This window comes from Streptomyces sp. NBC_00876 (genome assembly GCF_045207435.1).
Classification (GTDB): domain Bacteria; phylum Actinomycetota; class Actinomycetes; order Streptomycetales; family Streptomycetaceae; genus Streptomyces.
The window spans coordinates 2802920-2825634 of the sequence record NZ_CP108800.1; the positions used below are offsets into that span (position 1 = coordinate 2802920).

The following is a 22715-nucleotide window of genomic DNA, read 5'->3' on the forward strand; positions in this document are numbered from 1 at the left end:
GTATCACTCGCCCACGGGATGCAGAGCAGCGGCATTCGTCGCAGAATCAGCGATGACCGACACGCGCCTGTGACAGAGCACGGCCTGTACGCCGGGTTCCTGACGTCCGGTCTGCCGGTGGGGCGGCACGCGTCGCAGCCCGCGTCACTCCCGGGCACTGACATTCGTCATACGGAGCCCAGTACACCCGGCTCTGCCGGGGACAGGGGTCCGCAGGCCAGTCTTTACGTATCGGAAGCGGGAGCCGCAAGGGCCTCGCGATACGGGAGGAACCCGTCATGAGCAGCCCGGCCGCCGCAGTCATCGCACCTGTCGCCGAAGCCCCGGCCGGTGGCGCCTCGTTCTCCCCTCGCAAGGCGCTGCTGGACAGCATGATGCCGCTGCTCGTCGACGTGGGGGTGCCGCTCGTCTCCTACTACCTGCTGAAGGCGGCGGGTCTGGGCACGTTCGGTGCGCTGGCCTGGAGCAGTGTGGTGCCGGGGGTGCGGACGGTGTGGGGTGTGGCGCGCGACCGGCGGCTCAACGCTCTCGCGGCGCTCATGGTGACGGTCAACGCGGTCGGGCTGCTGCTGAGTCTGGTGGCCGGTGACCCGCGGCTGATGCTCCTCAAGGACAGCGGGGTGAGCAGCACGATCGGCCTGGTGATCCTGGTGTCCGCGCTGCGCGGCCGGCCGATGATGTCAGCGGGGCTGCGGCCGTGGCTGACCCGGGGCGACGCGGCCAAGTCCGCCGCCTATCAGCGGCTTTCGACGGAGTCGGACGCGTTCCGGCGGGCCGAGGTGCGGTTCTCGGCGGTGTGGGGTGCGGCGCTGCTGAGCGAGTGCGCGGTGCGGGCGGTGGGGGCGTACACGGTGCCGGTCGAGACGATGGTGTGGGCGGGCACGGTGGTCCTGGTGGCTGCGATGGTGATGGCGTTCGCCGTATCGGGCCGGATCGCGGTCGTTCCGATGGAGCGGATGATCGAGGAGGAGGAGGAGGCGGCCGGTACGGGTCGCTGATCTCTGGCCTCTGATCAGTGTTCAGTGATCGCTCAGGAACCACTGCAGGGCCGCCCCGGGGGAGCGGCCCTGCAGTTCTGTGCGTGTCCCTTTTCCCCGTTGCGGCTTTCCCGGCCGCATTCCACCCGCCGGAACTACTTTCGGGAACCGCGCGAGAAGATCATATAGAGAATGAATCCCACCGGAAGGTGAACTTCCACCGTCGCCGCCGGCGAGAGAACCACCGATAACTCGATCAGGTCGAACATTTTCGGATCTCCCTCTCAGCATGCTCCGACAACCGCAGCGGAGTTCAGGGCCCCGGCACCACCGGCACCACGCCCGCGGTCTCCGCGGCCTCCTCGGGCCTTGTACGTTCCGAACGCTCGGATTCCGCGGCCTCTGCGGCCCTCACGGTCTCCATGGCCCCCACGGGCCCCGCTGCCTCCATGACAGCGCGGGAGCGCCGAACAGCGCAGGGCTCACAAGGGGGCTCACAACTCGTCGAACATGCTCACGACGCCCGCGGCGTGGGTACTCTGCGAGAGAAAGGGGGGCGGTATGACAGACACCCGAAGCAGCGAACGCCAGGGAAACCCACAGCTCGACGAACTCGTGGCCGCATCGGGCGCGAGTCACAAAAGGCTTGCGCATCGGGTGAACGAACTCGCCGCCCGTGAAGGGCGGTCGAGCCAGTACACGCACACGTCCGTGGCGAACTGGTGCCGCCGTGGCATGGTCCCGAAGTGGCCGACCCCGCGACTCATCTGCATGTGCTTATCCGAGATTCTGGGCAGGCCGGTGTCTCTCGCGGATATCGGGATGCCCGGCGCGGAGCGCGACACGAATGAGCTGGGTCTGGAGTTCGCCCGTCGTCAGGACGACGCAGTGACCGAAGCATCAGCCTATTGGAGCGCAGTGAACCGCCGCCAGTTCCTCACCAACCAGACGTTCGCCATCTCCGCCTTCGCCACCCCGTTCACCCGCTGGCTCATCGATCCGGCGGAGCCGACCCGGGCGCGCACCGGCGGGCCCGCGGTGGACCGGGGGCACATCGCGGAGCTCAGGGAGGCGGCTGACAGCGCCCGGCTGTGGGACTCCCGTTTCGGTGGGGCGAACCGGAAGTCGACGTCTCTCACTGAATATCTGTACGGACGTGTCGCACCGTTGCTCCGCGGCAGCTATTCCGATGCCGTGGGCCGTGACCTGTTCCGGGTCACCGCGGAGATGGCGCGGCTGGCAGGCTGGACGGCGTTCGACGCGGGGCAGCACAGCATCGCCCAACGTCACTTCATCCAGGCATTGCGACTGGCACGGGCCGGCGGCGACGCGGATCTGGGTTCGTACATCCTCACCACCATGGCCATGCAGTCGCTGATGCGCGGCTTCACCTCGGAAGCCATCGACATGGCGCAGGGCGCGTACCAACGCGGTCGCACCCTCGATCCACGCGTGGCGGGGTTCGCCAAACTGATCGAGGCCCGGTCGCACGCGCGCGCAGGCGACGAGCGGGCGACGAGCGCGTGCATCGCGCAGTCGGAGCGGCTGGCCGAACGCGGCAAGGGCAGCGAAGGCCCTGCCTGGATCGGGTTCTTCACCCAGCAGAGGATCATCACCGACGCGACCGAGGCCTTCCGCGATCTCGGCAACCACCGGGCCACCTTCGCCTGGCACGCAGCCGGCCCCATGCCGTCGGACGCGTTCGCCCGCTCGCGGAGCGTCCGCCTCTCGGTGCTGGCCTCAGCACACGCACAGAACGGTGACCTCGCCCAGAGCCTCCATCTGGGACGCGAGTCACTGAACCTCTTCACCCGGATGGGAAGCCTGCGCGGAATGGAGTATCTACGCGTCTACGGCCGCTCGTTGGAGCCCTGGCGCAGGGACCCGCAGGTCGTCGCCTACCTCTCGGACGTTCGAAAGGCCACCCGGACACTGGCGGCGGCCTGAACCGGATACGGCCACGGGCTGTCCAAGGCATCCACGCCCGGCCGGACACAGCCGAGGCCGGAGTGCGTCGGGTACGCCGCACTCCGGCCTCGGGCCCCGGACCTGGCAGGATCCGGGTCAGTGGTTGCTGGGGAAGCCCAGGTCGACGCCGGCCGGGGCGTCGGACGGGTCGGGCCAGCGGGTGGTGGTGACCTTGCCGCGGGTGTAGAAGTGCACGCCGTCGTTGCCGTAGATGTGGTGGTCGCCGAAGAGCGAGTCCTTCCAGCCACCGAAGGAGTGGTAGCCCACCGGCACCGGGATCGGGACGTTGATGCCGACCATGCCGGCCTCGATCTCCAGCTGGAAGCGGCGCGCGGCGCCGCCGTCGCGGGTGAAGATCGCGGTGCCGTTGCCGTACGGCGAGGCGTTCATCAGCGCCACGCCCTCCTCGTACGTCTCGACACGCAGCACGCACAGGACCGGGCCGAAGATCTCGTCCTTGTACGCGTCCGAGTCGGTGGAGACGTTGTCGAGGAGGGAGAGGCCGATCCAGTGGCCGTCCTCGAAGCCCTCGACCGTGTGACCGGTGCCGTCGAGGACGACGTCCGCGCCCTGGGCGGCCGCGCCGGTGACGTAGGAGGCGACCTTGTCGCGGTGGACGGCGGTGATCAGCGGGCCCATCTCGGACGTCGGGTCGTTGCCGGGGCCGATCTTGATCTTCTCGGCGCGGTCCTTGATCCGGGCGACCAGTTCGTCGCCGATCGCGCCGACGGCGACGACCGCGGAGATCGCCATGCAGCGCTCACCGGCGGAGCCGTACGCGGCGGACACGGCGGCGTCGGCGGCGGCGTCGAGGTCCGCGTCCGGCAGGACCAGCATGTGGTTCTTCGCACCGCCGAGGGCCTGGACGCGCTTGCCGTTGGCGGACGCGGTGGCGTGGATGTAGCGGGCGATCGGGGTCGAGCCGACGAAGGAGACGACCGAGACGTCCGGGTGGTTCAGCAGTCCGTCGACGGCGACCTTGTCACCGTGCAGGACGTTCAGGACGCCGTCCGGCAGACCGGCCTCGGAGGCCAGCTCGGCCAGCAGGTTGGCGGCCGACGGGTCCTTCTCGCTCGGCTTGAGCACGAACGTGTTGCCGCAGGCGATGGCGAGCGGGAACATCCACATCGGCACCATGGCCGGGAAGTTGAACGGCGTGATGCCGGCGACGACACCGATCGACTGGCGGATCGAGGAGACGTCGACCCGGGTGGACACCTGGGTGGACAGCTCGCCCTTGAGCTGGGTGGTGATGCCGCAGGCCAGCTCGACGATCTCCAGACCGCGGGCCACCTCGCCGAGCGCGTCGGAGTGCACCTTGCCGTGTTCGGCGGTGATCAGCGCGGCGATCTCGTCCCGGTGGGCGTCCAGCAGCGCGCGGTAGCGGAACAGGACCGCGGTGCGGGCGGACAGCGAGGAGGTGCCCCACGTCGCGTACGCCGCCTTCGCGGAGGCCACCGCGGCGTCGACCTCCTCCAGGGAGGCGAGCGCGACCTGGGTGGTGACGGCGCCGGTGGCCGGGTCGGTGACCGGGCCGTAGTTGCCCGACGCGCCCTCGACGGTCTTGCCACCGATCCAGTGGTTGACGGTCTTCATGCTGTGACTCCTTCAGAGGTGGCGGCGTCGGTGCGCGACGTGACGTTCGTACTCTTCCCGGGCTTCTGTCGCTGACGGGCGAGTGGCCGTTTCGGCTACGGGAACATCCCACCACGCCTGCGCCGGAGGGGCCCCCGACACTGTGTCTGCCGTTTCGGTCTCGACGTAGACACAAGTGGGACGGTCTGCGGTACGCGCCTCGGCGAGGGCTTCGCGCAGGTCACTCACGGTGCCGGCGCGCAGCACCCGCATCCCGAGCGAGGCGGCGTTCGCGGCGAGGTCGACGGGGAGCGGGGGGCCGGTGAAGCGGGTGTCGGCCGCCCGGTGGCGGTAGTCCGTACCGAAGCGTTCGCCGCCGGTGGACTCGGAGAGGCCGCCGATCGAGGCGTATCCGTGGTTCTGGAGGACGACGAGCTTGACGGGGAGGTTCTCCTGGACCGCGGTGACGATCTCGGTGGGGTTCATGAGGTACGTGCCGTCGCCGACGAGTGCCCAGACGGGGCGGCCCGGGGCGGCCAGCTGGACGCCGATCGAGGCCGGGATCTCGTATCCCATGCAGGAGTAGCCGTATTCGACGTGGTACTGCTGCGGGGACCGGGTCCGCCAGAGTTTGTGCAGGTCGCCGGGGAGCGAACCGGCCGCGTTGATGAGGATGTCGTCGTCGGTGACCAGTTCGTCGAGGAGGCCGAGTACCTGGGTCTGGGTGGGCCGGGCCTGCGGGTCGGGGGTGGCGTAGGCGGCGTCGACGCGCTGTTCCCAACGGGCCTTGGCCTCGGTGTACTCGCTCTCGTATGCCGCGTCGGTGCGGTGGCCGGCCAGGGCGGTGGTGAGGGCTTCGAGTGCGGTGCGGGCGTCGGCGACGAGCGTGAGCGCGCCCAGCTTGTGTGCGTCGAAGCCGGTGATGTTGAGGTTGAGGAAGCGGACGCCGGGGGTGGCGAAGAGGGTGGACGAGGCGGTGGTGAAGTCGGAGTAGCGGGTGCCGATGCCGATCACCAGGTCGGCGGTGCGGGCCAGGTCGTCGGCGGTGGCGGTGCCGGTGTGGCCGATGCCTCCGACGTCGGCGGGGTGGTCGTGACGCAGTGAGCCCTTGCCTGCCTGGGTACAGGCGACGGGGATTCGGGTGGCGGCGGCGAACGCGGCCAGGGTCTCCTCGGCCGCACTGTGATGGACCCCGCCGCCCGCGACGATCAGCGGCCTGCGGGCCGCGCGCACCGCCCGGACCGCCCGGTCGAGCTCGCCGGGATCGGGGACCGGCCGGCGTACGTGCCAGACGCGTTCGGCGAAGAACTCCAGCGGCCAGTCGTACGCCTCGGCCTGGACGTCCTGCGGCAGTGCGAGCGTGACCGCGCCGGTCTCCGCCGGGTCGGCGAGGACCCGCATCGCCTGGAGCGCGGCCGGGATCAGCGCTTCGGGGCGGGTGATGCGGTCGAAGTAGCGGGAGACGGGACGCAGACAGTCGTTGACCGAGACGTCGCCGTCGGAGGGCACTTCGAGTTGCTGGAGTACGGGGTCGGCGGGGCGGGTCGCGAACGTGTCGCCGGGCAGCAGCAGGACCGGGAGGCGGTTGATCGTGGCGAGGGCGGCGCCGGTGACCAGGTTGGTGGCGCCGGGGCCGATGGAGGTGGTGACGGCGTGCGCGGAGAGCCTGCCGCACTGGCGGGCGTATCCGACGGCCGCGTGCACCATGGCCTGCTCGTTGCGGCCCTGGAGGTAGGGCATCGCGGCCCCGGTCTCCAGGAGGGCCTGGCCGATGCCCGCGACATTGCCGTGGCCGAAGATCCCCCAGGTGGCGCCGATCAGCCGGTTACGGCGGCCGTCGCGCTCGGTGTACTGCCGGGCGAGGAAGGCGACGAGCGCCTGGGCGGTGGTGAGACGGCGGGTGGTCATCCACGCGCCTCCGGTCCGTAGAGCGGGAGCCTGGGATCCACCGGCCGGTCCGGCCAGGTGTCACGGATCCAGCTGTGGTCGGGGTGGTCGCGGATCAGCCACTCCCGCTGCTCCCCCGGGCCCGCCATGACGTTGAGGTAGTACAGCGTGCGGCCGGGCGAGGCGATGGAGGGGCCGTGCCAGCCGTCCGGGATGAGGACCGCGTCGCCGCTGCGGACCTCCGCGAGGACGTCCGTACCGCCGGGCCGGGACGGTGACACGCGGTGGTAGCCGAGGCCGTCGTCCGCCACCTCGAAGTAGTAGATCTCCTCCAGGACGGACTCCTGGCCGGGGTGGTGCTCGTCGTGTTTGTGCGGCGGGTAGGAGGACCAGTTGCCGCCGGGGGTCAGGACCTCGACGGCGATCAGCCGGTCGCAGTCGAAGGCGTCGGCGGCGGCGAAGTTGTTGACCTGGCGGGAGCAGTCGCCGGAGCCGCGCAGCTCGACACGTACCTCCGGCGCGGGGCCGTAGCGAGCGGGGAGTCGTCGCTCGCACTTCGCTCCTGCCAGGGCGAAGCGGCCGCCTGCGCCGGAGGCGATCTGTGCATGGGCGTCACGCGGTACGTACGCGAAGTCGGATACCCCGCTGAACACGCTTTTCCGGCCCAGCAGTTCAAAGATCTCATCTGCGATCCGCACCGTACAGCCACCGGTCAACGGCAGTACGATCCACTCGCTCTCCCCAGTGACAAGTGTGTGAACTCCTCCCGGTTCCAGCTCCACCACACGCAGGCTCGAGTACTCCCAGCCTGCCTGTTCCGGGCCGATGTCGAGGGAGTAGGAACCGCGCGCCGCACTGCCCGCGGCCAGGTGGTACGCCGGTTCTCCGTGCATCCTCATGTCCCTTCCGTGTCCGTGCCGAGTGGTGCGAGCAGCGATACGGCCGTGTCGACGGCGGCGGTCACGTTTCCGTCGGCCGGGTAGAGCAGTGAGCGCCCCACCACGAGGCCCCGGACGGTCGGCAGCCGCAGCGCGGTGCGCCAGGTCTCGTACGCCACGTCCTGGTCGTCGCCCACCTCGCCGCCCAGCAGGACGGCGGGCAGTGTGGAGCTCTCCATGACCTGCGCCATGTCCTCGGGCCTCTCGGTGACGGGGACCTTGAGCCAGGTGTACGCGGAGGTGCCGGCCAGCCCCGAGGCGATCGCGATGGCCGTGCTGACCGCCCCGGCGCTCAGGTCGTTGCGGACCTTGCCGCCCGTGCGGCGGCAGAGGAACGGTTCGACGAAGACCGGGAGCCGGTGTGCGGCCATGGCGTCGATGGCCCGGGCGGTGGTGTGCATCGTGTCGAGGGAGCCGGGGTCGTGGTGGTCGATGCGCAGCAGGAGCTTGCCGGCGTCGAAGCCGAGGCGGACGAGGTCCTCGGGGCGGTGGCCGGTGAAGCGGTCGTCGAGCTCGAAGGCGGCGCCGGCCAGCCCGCCGCGGTTCATGGAACCGATGACGACCTTGCCCTCCAGCGCGCCCAGGAGCAGCAGGTCGTCGAGGATGTCGGCGGTGGCGAGGACACCGTCGACGCCTGGACGGGAGAGGGCCAGGCAGAGCCGCTCCAGCAGCTCGAACCGGTTGGCCATGGCCAGTTCGCGTCCGCCGACCGCCAGCGCGCCGCGGGCGGGGTGGTCGGCCGCGACGATCATCAGCCGTCCGCTACTGGAGACGAGCGGCCGTCGGCTGCGCCGGGCCGCGGCCTCGGCGACGGCCTCGGGGTGGTGCATGCGCAGCTGGACGAGATCGGAGAGGCCGGCGGCGGCGGGGGTCATGAGGCCGCTCCGGCCGGGCCCTGTGCGACTGTGACGGCTCCCTCGGCGAGGGCGGCTTCGACCTCGTACGGATATGGCATGGCGGACGAGCAAGCGAGGCGGGAGGCGACGATGGCCCCGGCGGCGTTGGCGTACCGCATGATGCGGGCGGTCTCCCAGCCGGCGAGCAGTCCGTGGCAGAGCGCGCCGCCGAACGCGTCGCCCGCGCCGAGGCCGTTGACCACCTCGACGGGGAGCGGCGGGACGTCGGCGACCGTGCCGTCCCGGTGCACGGCGAGGACGCCTGCGGGGCCCTGTTTCACGACGGCGAGCTCGACGCCCGCGTCGATGAGCGCGCGGGCGGCGGCGTACGGTTCGCGCTCGCCGGTCGCGATCTCGCACTCCTCGAGATTGCCCACGGCGACGGTGGCGTGCGCGAGCGCCTCGCGGTAGCGGGTGGCGGGTGCGGCGCCGGGCCCGGACTTCTCGGCGGTGTCCCGGTCCCAGAACATCGGCCGCCAGTCGAGATCGAAGACCGTGATACCGGACCGGTCGCGGGCGCGCAGTGCCGCCAGCGTCGCGGTACGGCTCGGCTCGGCGCACAGCCCGGTGCCGGTCATCCAGAACACCCGGGCGGACCTGACCGCTTCCAGGTCGAGCTCCGACTCGTGGATCTCCAGGTCCGGGGCCTTGGGCAGCCGGTAGAAGTAGAGGGGGAAGTCGTCGGGAGGGAAGATCTCGCAGAAGGTGACCGGTGTCGGGTACGCGGCGACGGGCGTCACCCACCGGTCGTCCACACCGAACTCCCGCAGCTGGTGCCGGAGATACTCCCCGAACGCGTCCTGCCCGGTCCGGGTCACCACCGCGGTGCGCCGGCCGAGGCGGGCCGCCGCGACGGCGACGTTGGTGGGCGAGCCGCCGAGGAACTTCCCGAAGGTGTCGACCCGGGCCAGCGGCAGACCTGTCTGCAGGGGGTAGAGATCCACCCCGATCCGGCCCATCGTGATCACGTCGTACGGCTCAGGCATTCCGTGTCCCTCCGACTCCTGTGCACAGGCCGGCTGCCGCGGCGGCCGGCCTCCGGTCTAACTCCTGCCCCGGACCGTTGTCAATCATTTGTACGGACATACGGACGAATGCTTGACACTCCTCTCCCCCGGCCGTGAGGCTTGGCGCATGACCTCCTCCGCATCCGCCCCGGCCCGCATCCGCATCGGCTCAGCGCCCGACTCCTGGGGGGTGTGGTTCCCCGACGATCCGCGGCAAGTGCCCTGGCGGCGCTTCCTCGACGAGGTCTCCACCGCGGGCTACGAGTGGATCGAGCTCGGCCCGTACGGCTACCTCCCGACCGACCCCGCCCGCCTCGCCGACGAGACCCGCAGCCGCGGGCTCTCCGTTTCGGCAGGCACCGTTTTCACCGGATTGCACCACGGCCCGGACGTCTGGGACCGGACCTGGGCGCATGTCGCCGACATCGCGGCACTCACCCGGGCGATGGGCGCCGATCATCTCGTGGTCATCCCGTCGTTCTGGCGTGACGACAAGACGGGTGAGGTGCTGGAGGACCGCACCCTCACCGCGGAGCAGTGGCACCACCTGACCGCGCAGACCGAACGGCTGGGGCGCGAGGTGCAGGACCGCTACGGCCTGCGCATCGTCGTCCACCCCCATGCCGACACGCATATCGACAGCGAGGAGAACGTCAGCCGTTTCCTCGACGCCACCGATCCCGCCCTTGTCTCGCTCTGCCTCGACACCGGCCACTACGCCTACTGCGGCGGCGACAGCGTCAAGCTGATCGAGACGTACGGCGAGCGGATCGGCTACCTGCACCTCAAGCAGGTGGATCCGGAGATCCTGGCCGACGTGGTGGCGAACGAGGTGCCGTTCGGACCTGCCGTGGCGCGCGGCGTGATGTGCGAACCGCCGGGCGGGGTCCCGGCCCTGGAACCGGTACTCGCCGCCGCCCGCCGACTGGACGTCGACCTGTTCGCGATCGTCGAGCAGGACATGTACCCGTGCCCGCCGGACCAGCCCTTCCCGATCGCCCGCCGCACCCGGGAGTTCCTCCGCTCCTGCGGCGCCCCTCGGAAGTGACGTGTAGGCCGTACGCGGTGTTGTCCCGGTGAGAAGCGGGAGCCGGAGCCCGGCCACGGCCGTGCCTCGCTCCCACCAACGCACCGACGCACCACACGAGGAGCAACTCACGTGATCCGCAAGAAGCTGCCGCTCCACCGGACAGCCCGGGCCTCGGCCCTGGCCGCCCTCGCCCTGGCCAGCGCAGTCGCCGTGGCCCCGGGTGCCACGGCCGACGAGAACAACGTGCCGCCGCCCGGCTCCAGCCCCGTCTGCGCCTTCTACGACGGCGACGCCCTGACCGCCTTCGGGGAGCAGGGTGACCGCGTCTTCCAGGTGCAGTGCATGCTGGCCAACCGGCGCTACCTTCCGTGGGAGGCGGTCAACGGCACGTTCGACGTGCGGACCCTGGACGCCGTCCAGCGCTTCCAGTCCGACCATGCACCCCTCCTGCCGAACGGCCTCGTCGACGCACACACCTGGGCAGCGCTCTGGCACGCGTAGCGAGGAGCGCGCGTAGTTGGGAGTACGCGTAGCGAGGAGCGCACGTAGTTGGGAGTACGCGTAGCGAGGAGTACGCGTAGCGACACTCGCGTGTGGAGGCGCGGACGTGTAGGGGCGTGTGACGAGGCGTGCCCGACTACACGGGCGTGCCGGCTCGGGCGCACGGCCGGCTCGGGCGCGAAGTCGACCGGTCCCGGCGCGTTCCGGTCCCCGGCGCGCTCCCGGCCCCCGGCGCATTCCCTGCACCCGGCGCGTTCCGGTCCCCGGCGCGCTCCCGGTCCCCGGCCCCTCCAAGCAGGGCTCACACGGCACACCCGGCGTGTGAGCCCTGTTGTGCCCCTCCCTGCCCACGCGCCCCATTGAGCCCTGTGCGCGCCTTCTGTCACAGAGATCACCTCCTCGTCACACATATCTCGGTTACGCGGGTTTTCCGTCACAGGCGCTCGACAGCCCCAGCCCGCCCCGGCCATCCGTCGTTCACCACACACAGGCTGAGTGATCGTCAGCGTCCGTGCCGCAGCTCCCCCGACGGCCCCCAGGCCGCCGCTGCGGTACAGAGAGGTGGCACTTATGACGGACAGAAAGCTCTGGTCCTACAAGGACATCGCCGCGCACATCCGGGTGCAGCCGGACACCGTCCGCTCCTACCGCAAACACGGACTCCTTCCGGCGCCGGATCACGTGGAGACCGGCAAGCCCTACTGGTATGCGGACACCATCCGCACCTGGGTCGCCGCCCGCCCGGGTAATCGGGGCCGCCGGGACTGACCGGCTCCCGCCCCCTCTCCCTCCTTCCCGCCCCCTCCCCCCTCCTTCCCTCCCGCCCCCTCTCTCCTCCCTCCTCCCTCCTTCCTTCCCTCCTCCCCCTCTTCCCCCTGGCCCCGTGCGGCGATCGGCACCCACCCGTCGCCGCGCGGGGCCTCTTCCTGACGCACGCGGCCGGCGCCCCGGCGGCGGGCGTCAGCTCAAGCCCCGCTGGTGATCCTTTCCCGCTCCTGCGCGGGCTCGGGTATCTCCACGGCGTCCGGCCGCACTGTCTCGCCTTCACTGAGACCGAACCGCCGGTGGAACCTCTTCAGAGGTGCCGGGGCCCACCACGTCGCCCGGCCCATCAGCTTCATCACCGACGGGACCAGCAGACTGCGCACGACCATCGCGTCCATCAGCACCGCGAGCGCGATGCCGAGGCCGAGCATCTTGGTGTTGGTCACCCGTGACGTGCCGATGGCGACCATCACGACTGCCAGGATCACGGCTGCCGCGGTGATCAGCCCGCCGGTGTGCCGCAGCCCGAAGCCGACCGCCTGTTCGTGGTCACCGGTCCGGTCGTACTCCTCCTTGATCCTGGAGAGCAGGAACACCCCGTAGTCCATGGAGAGCCCGAAGGCGACGCAGAACATGAGCACCGGCAGCGTCGTCTCTATGTCTCCCGTGCTGGTGAAGGAGAGCATTCCGGACAGATGCCCGTCCTGGAAGACCCAGACGACGGCTCCGAACATCGCCGTGAGGCTCAGGGCGTTGAGCACGACGGCCTGGACGGGGATCAGGACGCTTCCGGTCAGCAGGAACACCAGCAGCAGTGTCACCACGGCGATGATGCCCACCGCCCACGGCAGCCGGTCCGCTATGGCGTCCTTCGAGTCGACCAGCACCGCCGCCGTCCCCGTCACCGAGGTGTCGAAGGGAGCGTGCTCGGCCCGCAGGTCCTTCACGAGCCGCTGCGACTGCTCCCCCACCGGCTCCCCCTCCGCCAGCACGCTGAAGTAGGCCGCCTGCCCCTCGGTGACCGGGCCGTCGACCCGCAGGACCCCGGGGAGGCCGGCGATCCGGCTGCGGTACTCGGCGAACTGGGCAGGTGTCGCCGCCCCTTCCGCTAGAACGTCTAGGCCTCCGCCGGGGCTGCCGGGGAAACCCTCGCGGAGGTGCTGCTGCACCACGTGCGACTCGGCGGTCGCCGGCAGCTGACGGTCGTCCGCCGTACCGAACTTCACCCCCAGGAAGGGCAGTCCGAGCAGTACCAGCCCGACGCTCGTGGCGAAGGCGAAGAGCGGCGCCCTGCGCATCACCAGTGCGGCGAACCTGCCCCAGCCCCTGCCGGATTCGGCACCATCGGACTCCCCGCGCCCCCGGCGCAGCAGCTTCCGCAGGTCGAAGGAGTTGACCCGCGGGCCGAGCAGCATCAGCGCGGCCGGCAGGAGGATCAGCGCGGCAGCGGCGGCCAGCAGCACCACCGCGATGCCCGCGTAGGCGAACGAGCGGAGGAAGTACTGCGGGAAGACCAGCATCGCGGCCAGCGAGACCGCGACGGTCAGCGCGGAGAACAGGACCGTCCGCCCCGCGGTGCGCAGGGTGGTGCCCACCGCCTCTCGCGTATCGGCACCGGCGGCGAGCTCCTCGCGGAACCGGCGCACGATGAACAAGGCGTAGTCGATGGCGAGTCCGAGGCCGAGAGCCGTGGTGAGGTTCTGGGCGAAGACCGAGACATCGGTGAATTCGGTGATGCCGCGCAGCACGGCGTTGGTGCCGAGAATGGCGACGATGCCGACACCCAAGGGCAGCAGGGCGGCGATCGCGCTGCCGAAGACCATGACGAGCAGCACGAGCGTGACCGGCAGCGCGATCATCTCGGCCCTGAGCAGGTCGTCCTGGATGATCGTCTGCATCTCGTGCCGTACGGCGACGGGGCCGCCGACCGAGACATGCACCGGCCCGTGCGCTCCCCGGTACTCCGGGGCTATCCGGTCCAGGACCTCACCGGCTGCCTTGTCGTCGCCCTCGATCCGGGCGGCGATCAGTGCTTCCTTGCCGTCCTCGGCGCGCAGCGCGGGTGTCCTGCCCTGCCAGTACGAGCGAACGCCGATGACGTCCTTCTCGGCGGCCAGTCGCTCGGTGAGGCGCGCCGCCTCGGCGGCCACGGCCGGATCGTCCACGGAAGCGGTGCCACTGTCGAGCAGCAGCAGGAGATTCGGCTGGGAGGCGGGGAACTCGCGCTCCAGCGCCTTCGTCGCATAGGTCGATTCGGCGTGCGGGGACTCCCATCCGCCGCTGCCCATCCGGTCGGCGACCCCGCTGCCCGCGAAGACCGCGAGCGCGGTGATCACCAGGGCCGTCAGCAGCGCGAGACGCGGGCGCGCGGTGACGAAGCGGGTCCAGCCCCCGAGGCGCTGCGGGCCGTTGACTTCAGGCATGGTGCGGTGTCCCCTTTTCCCCCGGATCCGGGCGCACGGGGCGGCAGCACGAAGCAGCCGCACAGGGCAGCATGGATCAGTCGTTGCCACATACACTGGCAAACACGAGTCATCGCTCGCGTTTCATAAGAATGCGAGCGACCTCTCGCGTTTGTCAACCGCGCACGAAAGCTGGGGATACACCGTGTCGGAGGCCAGAGCGGAGGGCACCGGGGACACCGGGGCCACAGACGCCACCGCAGCGGCGGGAGCCGCACGAACCACCGGGGCCGCGAAGACTCCTGACCACCGCGCGGCGGCCAGGAGCAAGGCGACAGGCAAGGCGACGGACAGGGCGACGGGCAAGGCGACGGGCAAGGCGACGGACAGGGCGACGGGCAAGGCAGCCGGCGAGGAGTCGGGCAAGGGGTCGGGCAAGGGGTCGGCGGGCCGGAAGGACACCCCGGCACGCCCTCGCCGCCGCCAGGCCCGCGGCGAGGCCCGTATCGCCCAGCTCCTCAAGGCAGCCGCCAGCGTCTTCTGCACGAGCGGATACACCGGCGCGAGCACCAACGCCATCGCCCGCGAGGCCGGGGTCTCGCCCGGCACGCTCTATCAGTTCTTCCCGAACAAGGAGGCCATCGCGGTCGAGCTCGGGGACCAGCTCCTGGACCGCTGGCGGGAGACCTACGGAGCGGCCTTCCTTCCCGATCACCTCACGCTGCCGCTGGACAGGATGCTCGACGCCACCCTCGACCCGCTCATCGCGTTCAACTGCGAGAATCCGGCCTTCCCGGTCCTGATGCACGGCTCCGAGATCCCCGGCATCATCACGCAGGGGCACGACCACCTCCACATGACGATGCTCACCCGCGTCGAGACGATCCTCGCCGGCTACCTGCCCGACGCCCCTCGCGCCGAGATCACGCGGGTCGCCACCATGATCTTCACCCTGTTCAAGGCCGGGCTGGACGTGATCATGGAGCACGAGGGTGACGAGCGGGAGGCGTACATCCGGGAGCTCAAGACGATCCTCCACCGCTACCTAGAGCCACTGATCCGCGAAAGCCCCTCATGCACCCCTCGGGCGGACTCTCACCCGAATGGCGGCCAGGCGGGCCAAGGCGCTCGCACTGATACCCCCTAGGGGTATATAGTCATGAGTGTGGAGGCGCACCGGCCTTCCCGGAGTCCTCCTGGGCCCCTGCCGCCACACTCATTTGTGCCCGTCGAAGAGGAGAACACGATGACCGCCGAGACCCAGCTCCCCCAGGCGACCGGCTCCTGCTGCTCGCCCAGCGGTTCCTGCCACGACAGTGCGGGCGCGGACGCCGAGCAGGGCGGCGTGACCACGGTCTACCAGGTGTCCGGCATGACCTGCGGACACTGCGAGAGCGCGATCTCCAAGGAGGTCTCCGCCATCGAGGGTGTCACCTCGGTGAAGGCCGTGGCGTCCACCGGGCAGGTGACGGTCGCCTCCCAGGCCCCGCTGGACGAGGAAGCAGTGCGCGCCGCCGTCGACGAGGCCGGGTACGAGCTCACCGGCCAGGCCTGACCGCGTCGCGGTCCACGCCACCCGGACCACTTGCATCACCAGCACCACCCGCACCACCCCTTAGCCGCCGGGCCGGGCCGACCAGCAGATACTGGTGGGGCACGGCCCGGTCGGCGTTTCAGGAGTTCGGACATGCACAGCGCAACAGATGTCGAGGTCCCGGCAGCGGAGAGCTCGGAGGCCGAGCTCAGGATCGGCGGGATGACCTGCGCCTCATGCGCGGCCCGTGTCGAGAAGAAGCTGAACCGGATGGACGGGGTCACCGCCACCGTCAATTACGCGACCGAGAAGGCGCGCGTCGCCTACGGCCCGGGGACAGGTCTCGCGGATCTGATCGCCACCGTCGAGAAGACGGGTTACACGGCCCGGCCGGTCCGCCGCCCCGCGCCGACTCCGCCGCCCCCACCGCCGGCCGGGCACTCACCGGCGCCCCACGCGCCGGGCGCCACCGGACCGGCCCCGGCCGCAGACGCCCTCACCGACACCGCGGGGAGCCCGTACACGGCCGACGCCCCCACCGGACCGGAGACCGTAACCGGGCCCGAGGCCGAAGCCGAAGCCGTGCCGGAAACCGAAGCCGTGTCCGGCCCCACGACCGATGGCACGCCCAGTGCCACGGCCGACGAAACGACCGACGAAACGACCGACGAAACGACCGGCGAAACCACGGGTGACTCGGCCAGTGACTCGGCCAGTGACTCGGCCACTGACACCACCGCCGGCACGACCGGTCAGGACTCCGACTCCGACTCCGACTCCGACGACGACCCCGACGAGGCCCCTGCCGCCGCACTCGCCTCGCTGCGTCAGCGGCTCATCGTCTCGGCCGTCCTCGCCACCCCCGTCGTCGTACTGGCGATGATCCCGGCGCTCCAGTTCGACAACTGGCAGTGGCTCTCCCTCACCCTCGCGGCCCCCGTCGTCGTCTGGGGCGGACTGCCCTTCCACCGTGCCGCCTGGACCAACCTGCGGCACGGCGCCGCCACCATGGACACGCTGGTCTCGGTCGGGACCCTCGCCGCCTTCGGCTGGTCGCTCTGGGCCCTGTTCCTCGGCGACGCCGGAATGCCCGGCATGCGGCACGGCTTCGACTTCACCGCCTCCCGTACGGAGGGCTCCTCGACGATCTATCTGGAGGTCGCCGCCGGCGTCGTGACCTTCATCCTGCTGGGCCGCTACCTGGAGGCGAAGTCCAAGCGGAAGGCCGGATCCGCACTGCGGGCGCTGATGCACCTCGGCGCCAAGGACGTCGTGGTCCTGCGGGGCGGCACCGAGGTGCGCATCCCCGTCGGCCGGCTCACCGTCGGCGACCGCTTCGTCGTACGCCCCGGTGAGAAGGTCGCCACCGACGGCACCGTCGTCGAGGGCTCGTCCGCCGTGGACGCCTCGATGCTCACCGGCGAGTCAGTCCCCGTCGACGTGCGCGCCGGGGACCCGGTCACGGGTGCGACCGTGAACGTCTCCGGCCGGCTCGTCGTCGAGGCGACCCGGATCGGCGCCGACACCCAGCTGGCCCGGATGGCCCGGCTCGTCGAGGACGCCCAGAACGGCAAGGCCGAGGTGCAGCGCCTGGCCGACCGGATCTCGGCGGTGTTCGTCCCCGTGGTCCTGGTGATCGCCCTGGCCACTCTGGTCACCTGGCTGCTGGTCACGGACGACGTGACGGCGGCGTTCACGGCCGCCGTGGCCGTACTGATCATCGCCTGCCCGTGCGCCCTCGGCCTCGCCACCCCGACCGCCCTCATGGTCGGTACGGGACGCGGCGCACAGCTCGGCATCCTGATCAAGGGACCCGAGGTCCTGGAGACCACGCGGCGGGTGGACACCATCGTCCTGGACAAGACCGGCACCGTCACCACCGGCAGGATGACCCTCCAGGCCGTCCACACCGCGGACGGTGTCACCGAGACCGACGTCCTGCGCCTCGCCGGAGCCCTGGAGCACGCCTCCGAACACCCCATCGCCCAGGCCGTCGCCACCGGAGCCACCGAACGCACCGGAGCCGCCCTCCCCGCCGTCGAGGACTTCATCAACCTCCCCGGACTCGGCGTCCAGGGCGTCGTCGAGGGCCACGCCGTCCTCGTCGGCCGCCCCCGGTTGCTCGACGATGCCGGAATCGGCATCCCCGACGCACTGGCCGCCGCGGTGACGGAGGCGGCAGCCCAGGGCCGTACGGCCATCGCGGTCGCCTGGGACGGCGAGGCGCGCGGAGTCATCGAGGTCGCCGACGCGGTGAAGGAAACCAGCGCGGAGGCCGTCGCCGCGCTCCGCGCACTCGGCCTGACACCGATCCTGCTGACCGGCGACAACCGGGCGGTGGCCGGTTCCGTGGCCCGTGCGGTCGGCATCGACGAGGTCCGGGCCGAGGTGCTGCCCGAGGAGAAGGTGCACGTCATCAAGGGGTTGCAGGCTCAGGGACGGGCCGTCGCCATGGTCGGCGACGGGGTCAATGACGCCGCCGCACTGGCCACCGCCGACCTCGGTCTGGCGATGGGAACCGGCACGGACGCCGCGATCGAGGCGAGCGATCTGACACTCGTTCGTGGAGATCTCAAGGTGACTGCTGACGCCATCCGGCTCTCCCGCCGCACCCTCACCACCATCAAAGGCAACCTTTTCTGGGCATTCGGTTACAACGTTGCCGCTCTACCCCTTGCGGCATTTGGCCTGCTCAGCCCTATGATTGCGGGAGCGGCGATGGCGTTCTCATCGGTCTTCGTCGTAACGAACAGCCTGCGCCTGCGGTCCTTCACGTAATTTCCACAATGAGATTCAGATCACATCGGTTTCAGGGTAACCATTCGATGGGTTCGAGAGTCTTAGAGTGCGATGCCAAGGATGTCTTGGGGGACGTCCGACGGAGCGTCTTGGGGGATGCTCCGGGCAAGCGTTGGCCGGGGCACGTACACCGGGGAGCTTTGAGCGGCCCTCCCGTCGGTACGTACCCCGGCAGACCGCAGGCAGCAGGCAGCAGGCAAGAAGCGCAGGACCAGCGAAAGCAGCAGGACCCGAGGAACAACACCCAGGAGCTTCGGCTCCCACAGAACGCCCGGCCGGATCCCGTGGGGGGAATCCGCTCCGGGATATGGGAAGCGCCTCGTTGTCGGCCCGTGGGGGGATCGATGACGAGGCGCTTCTCGCTTTCTGTGTCCGGGAGCGCTCCCGGACACGCCCAGCGCTCCCGGACACGCCCAGCGCTCCCGGACAGGCGCAGCACTCCCGGACAGGCACGGCGCCCCCGACAACACGCCACCGCCCCCGCACCGGCCCCGACCGCCGCCCCCACCCCGGACAAGCAAATCGCCCCGGACACCGCGCTCTGTGCGAAAGCGCGGCAGTCGGGGCGAAGGCAACCGGCCGTCAGGGCCGGAGTGGTGCGGGTCGGGTCCGAGCTCAGCGGCCCTCGACCGGGACGAAGTCGCGCAGGACCTCGCCGGTGTAGATCTGGCGCGGGCGGCCGATGCGGGAACCCGGCTCCTTGATCATCTCGTGCCACTGGGCGATCCAGCCGGGGAGACGGCCGATCGCGAAGAGCACGGTGAACATCTCGGTCGGGAAGCCCATGGCGCGGTAGATCAGGCCCGTGTAGAAGTCCACGTTGGGGTAGAGGTTGCGCGAGACGAAGTACTCGTCGGAGAGCGCGTGCTCCTCCAGCTTGAGCGCGATGTCGAGCAGCTCGTCGGACTTGCCGAGCGCGGACAGCACGTCGTGGGCGGCGGCCTTAATGATCTTGGCGCGCGGGTCGAAGGACTTGTACACCCGGTGGCCGAAGCCCATCAGGCGGACGCCGTCCTCCTTGTTCTTCACCTTGCGGATGAAGGAGTCGACGTCGCCGCCGTTGGCCTTGATGCCTTCCAGCATCTCCAGCACGGACTGGTTGGCGCCACCGTGCAGGGGGCCCCACAGAGCCGAGATGCCGGCGGAGATCGAGGCGAACATGTTCGCCTGCGAGGAGCCGACCAGACGCACGGTGGAGGTCGAACAGTTCTGCTCGTGGTCCGCGTGCAGGATGAGCAGCTTGTCGAGCGCGGAGACGACGACCGGGTCCAGGTCGTACTCCTGGGCGGGAACCGAGAAGGTCATCCGCAGGAAGTTCTCGACGTAACCGAGGTCGTTGCGCGGGTAGACGAACGGGTGACCGATCGACTTCTTGTACGCGTACGCCGCGATGGTCGGCAGCTTGGCCAGCAGCCGGATCGTCGAGAGGTGACGCTGCTCCTCGTCGAACGGGTTGTGGCTGTCCTGGTAGAACGTGGACAGCGCGCTGACGACCGAGGACAGCATGGCCATCGGGTGGGCGTCGCGCGGGAAGCCGTCGAAGAACCGCTTGACGTCCTCGTGCAGCAGCGTGTGCTGGGTGATCTCATTCTTGAAGGTCGACAGCTCGTCGACCTTGGGAAGGTCACCGTTGATGAGCGTGTACGCGACCTCGAGGAACGTCGAGCGCTCGGCGAGCTGCTCGATCGGGTAGCCGCGGTACCGCAGGATGCCCTGCTCGCCATCGAGGTAGGTGATGGCCGATTTATAGGCAGCGGTGTTGCCGTATCCGCTGTCCAGCGTCACCAGACCGGTGTTCGCCCGGAGCTTCCCGATGTCGAAGCCCTTGTCGCCGACGGTGCTGTCGATCACCGGGTAGGTGTACTCGCCATCGCCGTACCGCAGTACTACAGCGTTGTTGGTGTGCTCGCTCACGTCATCCCTCACCGACGTAGTGCCTCTTCTTCGAGGTTCCCTGACTGTCTCCACCCTCCCCCATTTGGCTCAGGAGAGTGCACTCGGGGTCGTCCATTGGACCTACTCGCGGCACTGAGTGCCGCGAACTTATTCATCCTGCCCCCTTGACTGCGGTTGCGGAAGACCTCCGTGATGTTTCCCACCGATTTGATCGATCATTTTTTCCGAAGGTCCTCCTTCCGGGCCGCCCAGGAGCCGATAATCCAGCGCCGTACAGCGCCTGCCTGCGGAAACCGTGCGGACCGCCTGGCCGATCGCCTGCCGGGAGCCGACCAGGACGACAAGCTTCTTGGCCCTCGTCACGGCCGTGTACAGCAGGTTCCGCTGGAGCATCATCCAGGCGCTCTTCGTCACGGGGATGACCACGGCCGGGTACTCACTGCCCTGGGAGCGATGGATCGTCATGGCGTACGCGTGGGCGAGCTCGTCGAGCTCGTCGAAGTCGTAGGGGATCTCCTCGTCCTCGTCCGTGAGCACGGTCAGCTTCTGTTCGTCCAGGTCGAGGGCGGTGACGACGCCGACCGTGCCGTTGAAGACGCCGTTCTCCCCCTTGTCGTAGTTGTTGCGGATCTGCGTGACCTTGTCGCCGACCCGGAACACCCGGCCGCCGAACCGCTTCTCGGGCAGATCGGGGCGGCCTGGAGTGATGGCCTGCTGGAGCAGTCCGTTCAGATGGCCGGCCCCGGCCGGGCCGCGGTGCATCGGGGCGAGCACCTGTACGTCCCGGCGCGGATTCAGCCCGAATTTGGCCGGGATACGCCGGGCGGCCACATCCACCGCGAGCACCCCGGCGTCCTCCGTCTCGTCCTCAACGAAGAGGAAGAAGTCGCTGAGCCCCTGAGTGAGGGGCGGTACGCCGGAGTTGATCCGGTGGGCGTTGGTGACCACGCCCGACTGCTGGGCCTGGCGGAAAATGGTGGTCAGCCGGACCGCCGGGACAGGCCCGCCATCGGCGAGCAGATCCCGCAGCACCTCCCCCGCGCCGACCGAGGGCAGCTGGTCCACATCGCCGACCAGCAGCAGATGGGCGCCCGGCGCCACGGCCTTGACCAGCTTGTTGGCGAGCAGCAGATCGAGCATGGACGCCTCGTCGACGACGACCAGATCGGCGTCCAGCGGCCGGTCCCGGTCGTACGCCGCGTCGCCGCCCGGCTTCAGTTCGAGCAGCCGGTGCACGGTGGAGGCCTCGGCCCCGGTCAGCTCGGAGAGCCGCTTCGCCGCCCGGCCGGTGGGCGCGGCCAGCACCACTTTCGCCTTCTTGGCGCGGGCCAGCTCCACGATCGACCGGACGGTGAACGACTTCCCGCAGCCGGGCCCTCCGGTCAGGACCGCCACCTTCCGGCTGAGCGCGAGCCGCACGGCCGCCTCCTGCTCGGGCGCCAGCGTCGTCCCCGTACGCCCGGCGAGCCACTTCAGCGCGGCGTCCCAGTCCACGTCACCGAAGGCCGGCATCCGCTCCTGGGGCGTCCGCAGCAGCCGCCGCACCTGTGAGGCGAGGGAGATCTCGGCCCGGTGGAACGGCACCAGATAGACGGCGGTGACCGGCTCGCCGCCCTCGGGCGAGGGCACCTTCTCCCGTACGACACCCTCCGGCTCCCCGGCGAGCTCGGCCAGGCACTCGATGACCAGTCCGGTGTCGACCTGGAGGAGCTTCACCGCGTCCGCGATCAGCCGCTCCTCGGGCAGGAAGCAGTGCCCCTGGTCGGTGGACTGCGACAGCGCGTACTGGAGCCCCGCCTTCACCCGCTCAGGACTGTCGTGCGGAATGCCGACCGCCTGGGCGATCCTGTCGGCGGTCAGGAAGCCGATGCCCCAGACGTCTGCGGCCAGCCGGTAGGGCTGGTTCTTCACGACGGAGATCGAGGCGTCCTCGTACTTCTTGTAGATACGGACGGCGATCGAGGTCGAGACACCGACTCCCTGGAGGAAGACCATGACCTCCTTGATCGCCTTCTGTTCCTCCCAGGCGGCGGCGATCATCTTCGTCCGCTTCGGCCCGAGCCCGGGGACCTCGATCAGCCGCTTCGGCTGCTGCTCGATGATGTCGAGGGTGTCGACGCCGAAGTGGGTGGTGATCCGGTCGGCCATGACGGGACCGATGCCCTTGATCAGACCGGAGCCGAGGTAGCGGCGGATGCCCTGGATGGTGGCGGGCAGGATCGTCGTGTAGTTCTCGACGGTGAACTGCTTGCCGTACTGGGAGTGCGAGCCCCAGCGCCCCTCCATCCGCAGCGACTCCCCGGGCTGCGCGCCGAGCAGCGACCCGACGACGGTGAGCAGGTCGTTGCTCCCCCGGCCGGTGTCGACGCGCGCGACCGTGTACCCGTTCTCCTCGTTCGCGTACGTGATGCGCTCAAGTACGCCTTCCAGGACGGCCATGTTGGGCGTGGACGATGTCGTCGAGGACGTCGAGGACGTCGTGGAGGACCTGGTGGACATGCCCGTGACGGTACCGGGCGGGTACGACAGCCCGTGCCGGG

At 70.0% G+C, this 22715-nt stretch carries 16 protein-coding genes; 8 read left to right on the forward strand and 8 right to left on the reverse strand.

Going from position 1 to position 22715, the window contains the following annotated elements; genetic code table 11:
- The first annotated feature begins 278 nt into the window (after positions 1-278).
- Together OG782_RS12250 and OG782_RS12255 are read left to right on the forward strand one after the other, a co-directional pair.
- Positions 279-998 carry a VC0807 family protein gene (locus tag OG782_RS12250; RefSeq protein ID WP_406450204.1) on the forward strand — a complete coding sequence of 240 codons (720 nt, stop codon included), beginning with the start codon at positions 279-281 and terminating at the stop codon, positions 996-998.
- Between the two features lie 489 nt (positions 999-1487).
- Positions 1488-2924, forward strand: coding sequence for a sporulation protein (locus OG782_RS12255; RefSeq protein ID WP_406450206.1), 1437 nt, complete (start codon positions 1488-1490; stop codon positions 2922-2924).
- A 117-nt stretch (positions 2925-3041) separates the two neighbouring features.
- On the opposite strand, the gene OG782_RS12260 is transcribed toward OG782_RS12255, so the two are convergent.
- From OG782_RS12260 to iolC, 5 genes are read right to left on the reverse strand one after another with little or no spacing between them, the layout of a single operon-like run.
- Positions 3042-4541, reverse strand: coding sequence for a CoA-acylating methylmalonate-semialdehyde dehydrogenase (locus OG782_RS12260; protein ID WP_406450208.1), 1500 nt, complete (start codon positions 4539-4541; stop codon positions 3042-3044).
- A 12-nt stretch (positions 4542-4553) separates the two neighbouring features.
- On the reverse strand, positions 4554-6428 hold the full coding sequence (gene iolD / locus OG782_RS12265) for a 3D-(3,5/4)-trihydroxycyclohexane-1,2-dione acylhydrolase (decyclizing) (RefSeq protein ID WP_406450210.1): 1875 nt from the start codon (positions 6426-6428) through the stop codon (positions 4554-4556).
- Positions 6425-7306: a 5-deoxy-glucuronate isomerase gene (iolB, locus tag OG782_RS12270; protein ID WP_406450212.1), complete on the reverse strand. Its 882-nt coding sequence runs from the start codon at positions 7304-7306 to the stop codon at positions 6425-6427. The genes iolD and iolB overlap by 4 nt, the downstream gene beginning before the upstream one ends.
- Positions 7303-8220 (reverse strand): deoxyribose-phosphate aldolase, encoded by a 918-nt coding sequence (locus tag OG782_RS12275; protein WP_406450214.1) that lies wholly within the window; start codon positions 8218-8220, stop codon positions 7303-7305. Before OG782_RS12275 ends, iolB begins: the two co-directional genes overlap by 4 nt.
- Positions 8217-9227 carry a 5-dehydro-2-deoxygluconokinase gene (gene iolC, locus OG782_RS12280; RefSeq protein WP_406450216.1) on the reverse strand — a complete coding sequence of 337 codons (1011 nt, stop codon included), beginning with the start codon at positions 9225-9227 and terminating at the stop codon, positions 8217-8219. The genes OG782_RS12275 and iolC overlap by 4 nt, the downstream gene beginning before the upstream one ends.
- Before the next feature lie 148 nt (positions 9228-9375).
- On the opposite strand from iolC, the gene OG782_RS12285 reads away from it, so the two are divergent.
- The 3 genes from OG782_RS12285 (at position 9376) to OG782_RS12295 (ending at position 11547) form a co-directional block, all read left to right on the forward strand.
- Positions 9376-10296: a sugar phosphate isomerase/epimerase family protein gene (locus OG782_RS12285; protein WP_406450218.1), complete on the forward strand. Its 921-nt coding sequence runs from the start codon at positions 9376-9378 to the stop codon at positions 10294-10296.
- Positions 10297-10407: 111 nt separating this feature from the next.
- On the forward strand, positions 10408-10779 hold the full coding sequence (locus OG782_RS12290) for a peptidoglycan-binding domain-containing protein (RefSeq protein WP_406450220.1): 372 nt from the start codon (positions 10408-10410) through the stop codon (positions 10777-10779).
- A gap of 570 nt (positions 10780-11349) precedes the next feature.
- Entirely contained in the window at positions 11350-11547 is a 198-nt protein-coding gene (locus tag OG782_RS12295; protein ID WP_406450222.1) for a helix-turn-helix transcriptional regulator, read from the forward strand.
- Positions 11548-11744: 197 nt separating this feature from the next.
- Here the strand turns inward: OG782_RS12295 and OG782_RS12300 are convergent, their stop codons facing one another.
- Positions 11745-13967, reverse strand: a complete 2223-nt coding sequence (locus OG782_RS12300; protein ID WP_406450224.1) for an MMPL family transporter — start codon at positions 13965-13967, stop codon at positions 11745-11747.
- Positions 13968-14451: 484 nt separating this feature from the next.
- On the opposite strand from OG782_RS12300, the gene OG782_RS12305 reads away from it, so the two are divergent.
- From OG782_RS12305 to OG782_RS12315, 3 genes are all read left to right on the forward strand, one after another.
- Positions 14452-15093 carry a TetR family transcriptional regulator gene (locus tag OG782_RS12305; protein ID WP_406459016.1) on the forward strand — a complete coding sequence of 214 codons (642 nt, stop codon included), beginning with the start codon at positions 14452-14454 and terminating at the stop codon, positions 15091-15093.
- Positions 15094-15192: 99 nt separating this feature from the next.
- Positions 15193-15501: a heavy-metal-associated domain-containing protein gene (locus tag OG782_RS12310; RefSeq protein WP_406450226.1), complete on the forward strand. Its 309-nt coding sequence runs from the start codon at positions 15193-15195 to the stop codon at positions 15499-15501.
- Positions 15502-15633: 132 nt separating this feature from the next.
- Entirely contained in the window at positions 15634-18258 is a 2625-nt protein-coding gene (locus OG782_RS12315; protein ID WP_406450228.1) for a heavy metal translocating P-type ATPase, read from the forward strand.
- Between the two features lie 636 nt (positions 18259-18894).
- Here the strand turns inward: OG782_RS12315 and OG782_RS12320 are convergent.
- Positions 18895-20193 (reverse strand): citrate synthase, encoded by a 1299-nt coding sequence (locus tag OG782_RS12320; RefSeq protein ID WP_406450230.1) that lies wholly within the window; start codon positions 20191-20193, stop codon positions 18895-18897.
- A gap of 129 nt (positions 20194-20322) precedes the next feature.
- Positions 20323-22674: an ATP-dependent RecD-like DNA helicase gene (locus OG782_RS12325; RefSeq protein ID WP_406450232.1), complete on the reverse strand. Its 2352-nt coding sequence runs from the start codon at positions 22672-22674 to the stop codon at positions 20323-20325.
- Between the last annotated feature and the right edge of the window lie 41 nt (positions 22675-22715).

What these genes read in the sequence shown, in the direction of transcription:
- OG782_RS12325 (WP_406450232.1), bottom strand. Translation starts at nt 22,674, where the DNA reads ATGTCCACCAGGTCCTCCACGACGTCCTCGACGTCCTCGACGACATCG.
- iolB (WP_406450212.1), bottom strand. Translation starts at nt 7,306, where the DNA reads ATGAGGATGCACGGAGAACCGGCGTACCACCTGGCCGCGGGCAGTGCG.
- OG782_RS12250 (WP_406450204.1), top strand. Translation starts at nt 279, where the DNA reads ATGAGCAGCCCGGCCGCCGCAGTCATCGCACCTGTCGCCGAAGCCCCG.
- OG782_RS12255 (WP_406450206.1), top strand. Translation starts at nt 1,488, where the DNA reads ATGCTCACGACGCCCGCGGCGTGGGTACTCTGCGAGAGAAAGGGGGGC.
- iolD (WP_406450210.1), bottom strand. Translation starts at nt 6,428, where the DNA reads ATGACCACCCGCCGTCTCACCACCGCCCAGGCGCTCGTCGCCTTCCTC.
- OG782_RS12275 (WP_406450214.1), bottom strand. Translation starts at nt 8,220, where the DNA reads ATGACCCCCGCCGCCGCCGGCCTCTCCGATCTCGTCCAGCTGCGCATG.
- OG782_RS12260 (WP_406450208.1), bottom strand. Translation starts at nt 4,541, where the DNA reads ATGAAGACCGTCAACCACTGGATCGGTGGCAAGACCGTCGAGGGCGCG.
- OG782_RS12300 (WP_406450224.1), bottom strand. Translation starts at nt 13,967, where the DNA reads ATGCCTGAAGTCAACGGCCCGCAGCGCCTCGGGGGCTGGACCCGCTTC.
- OG782_RS12315 (WP_406450228.1), top strand. Translation starts at nt 15,634, where the DNA reads ATGCACAGCGCAACAGATGTCGAGGTCCCGGCAGCGGAGAGCTCGGAG.
- iolC (WP_406450216.1), bottom strand. Translation starts at nt 9,227, where the DNA reads ATGCCTGAGCCGTACGACGTGATCACGATGGGCCGGATCGGGGTGGAT.
- OG782_RS12310 (WP_406450226.1), top strand. Translation starts at nt 15,193, where the DNA reads ATGACCGCCGAGACCCAGCTCCCCCAGGCGACCGGCTCCTGCTGCTCG.
- OG782_RS12285 (WP_406450218.1), top strand. Translation starts at nt 9,376, where the DNA reads ATGACCTCCTCCGCATCCGCCCCGGCCCGCATCCGCATCGGCTCAGCG.
- OG782_RS12295 (WP_406450222.1), top strand. Translation starts at nt 11,350, where the DNA reads ATGACGGACAGAAAGCTCTGGTCCTACAAGGACATCGCCGCGCACATC.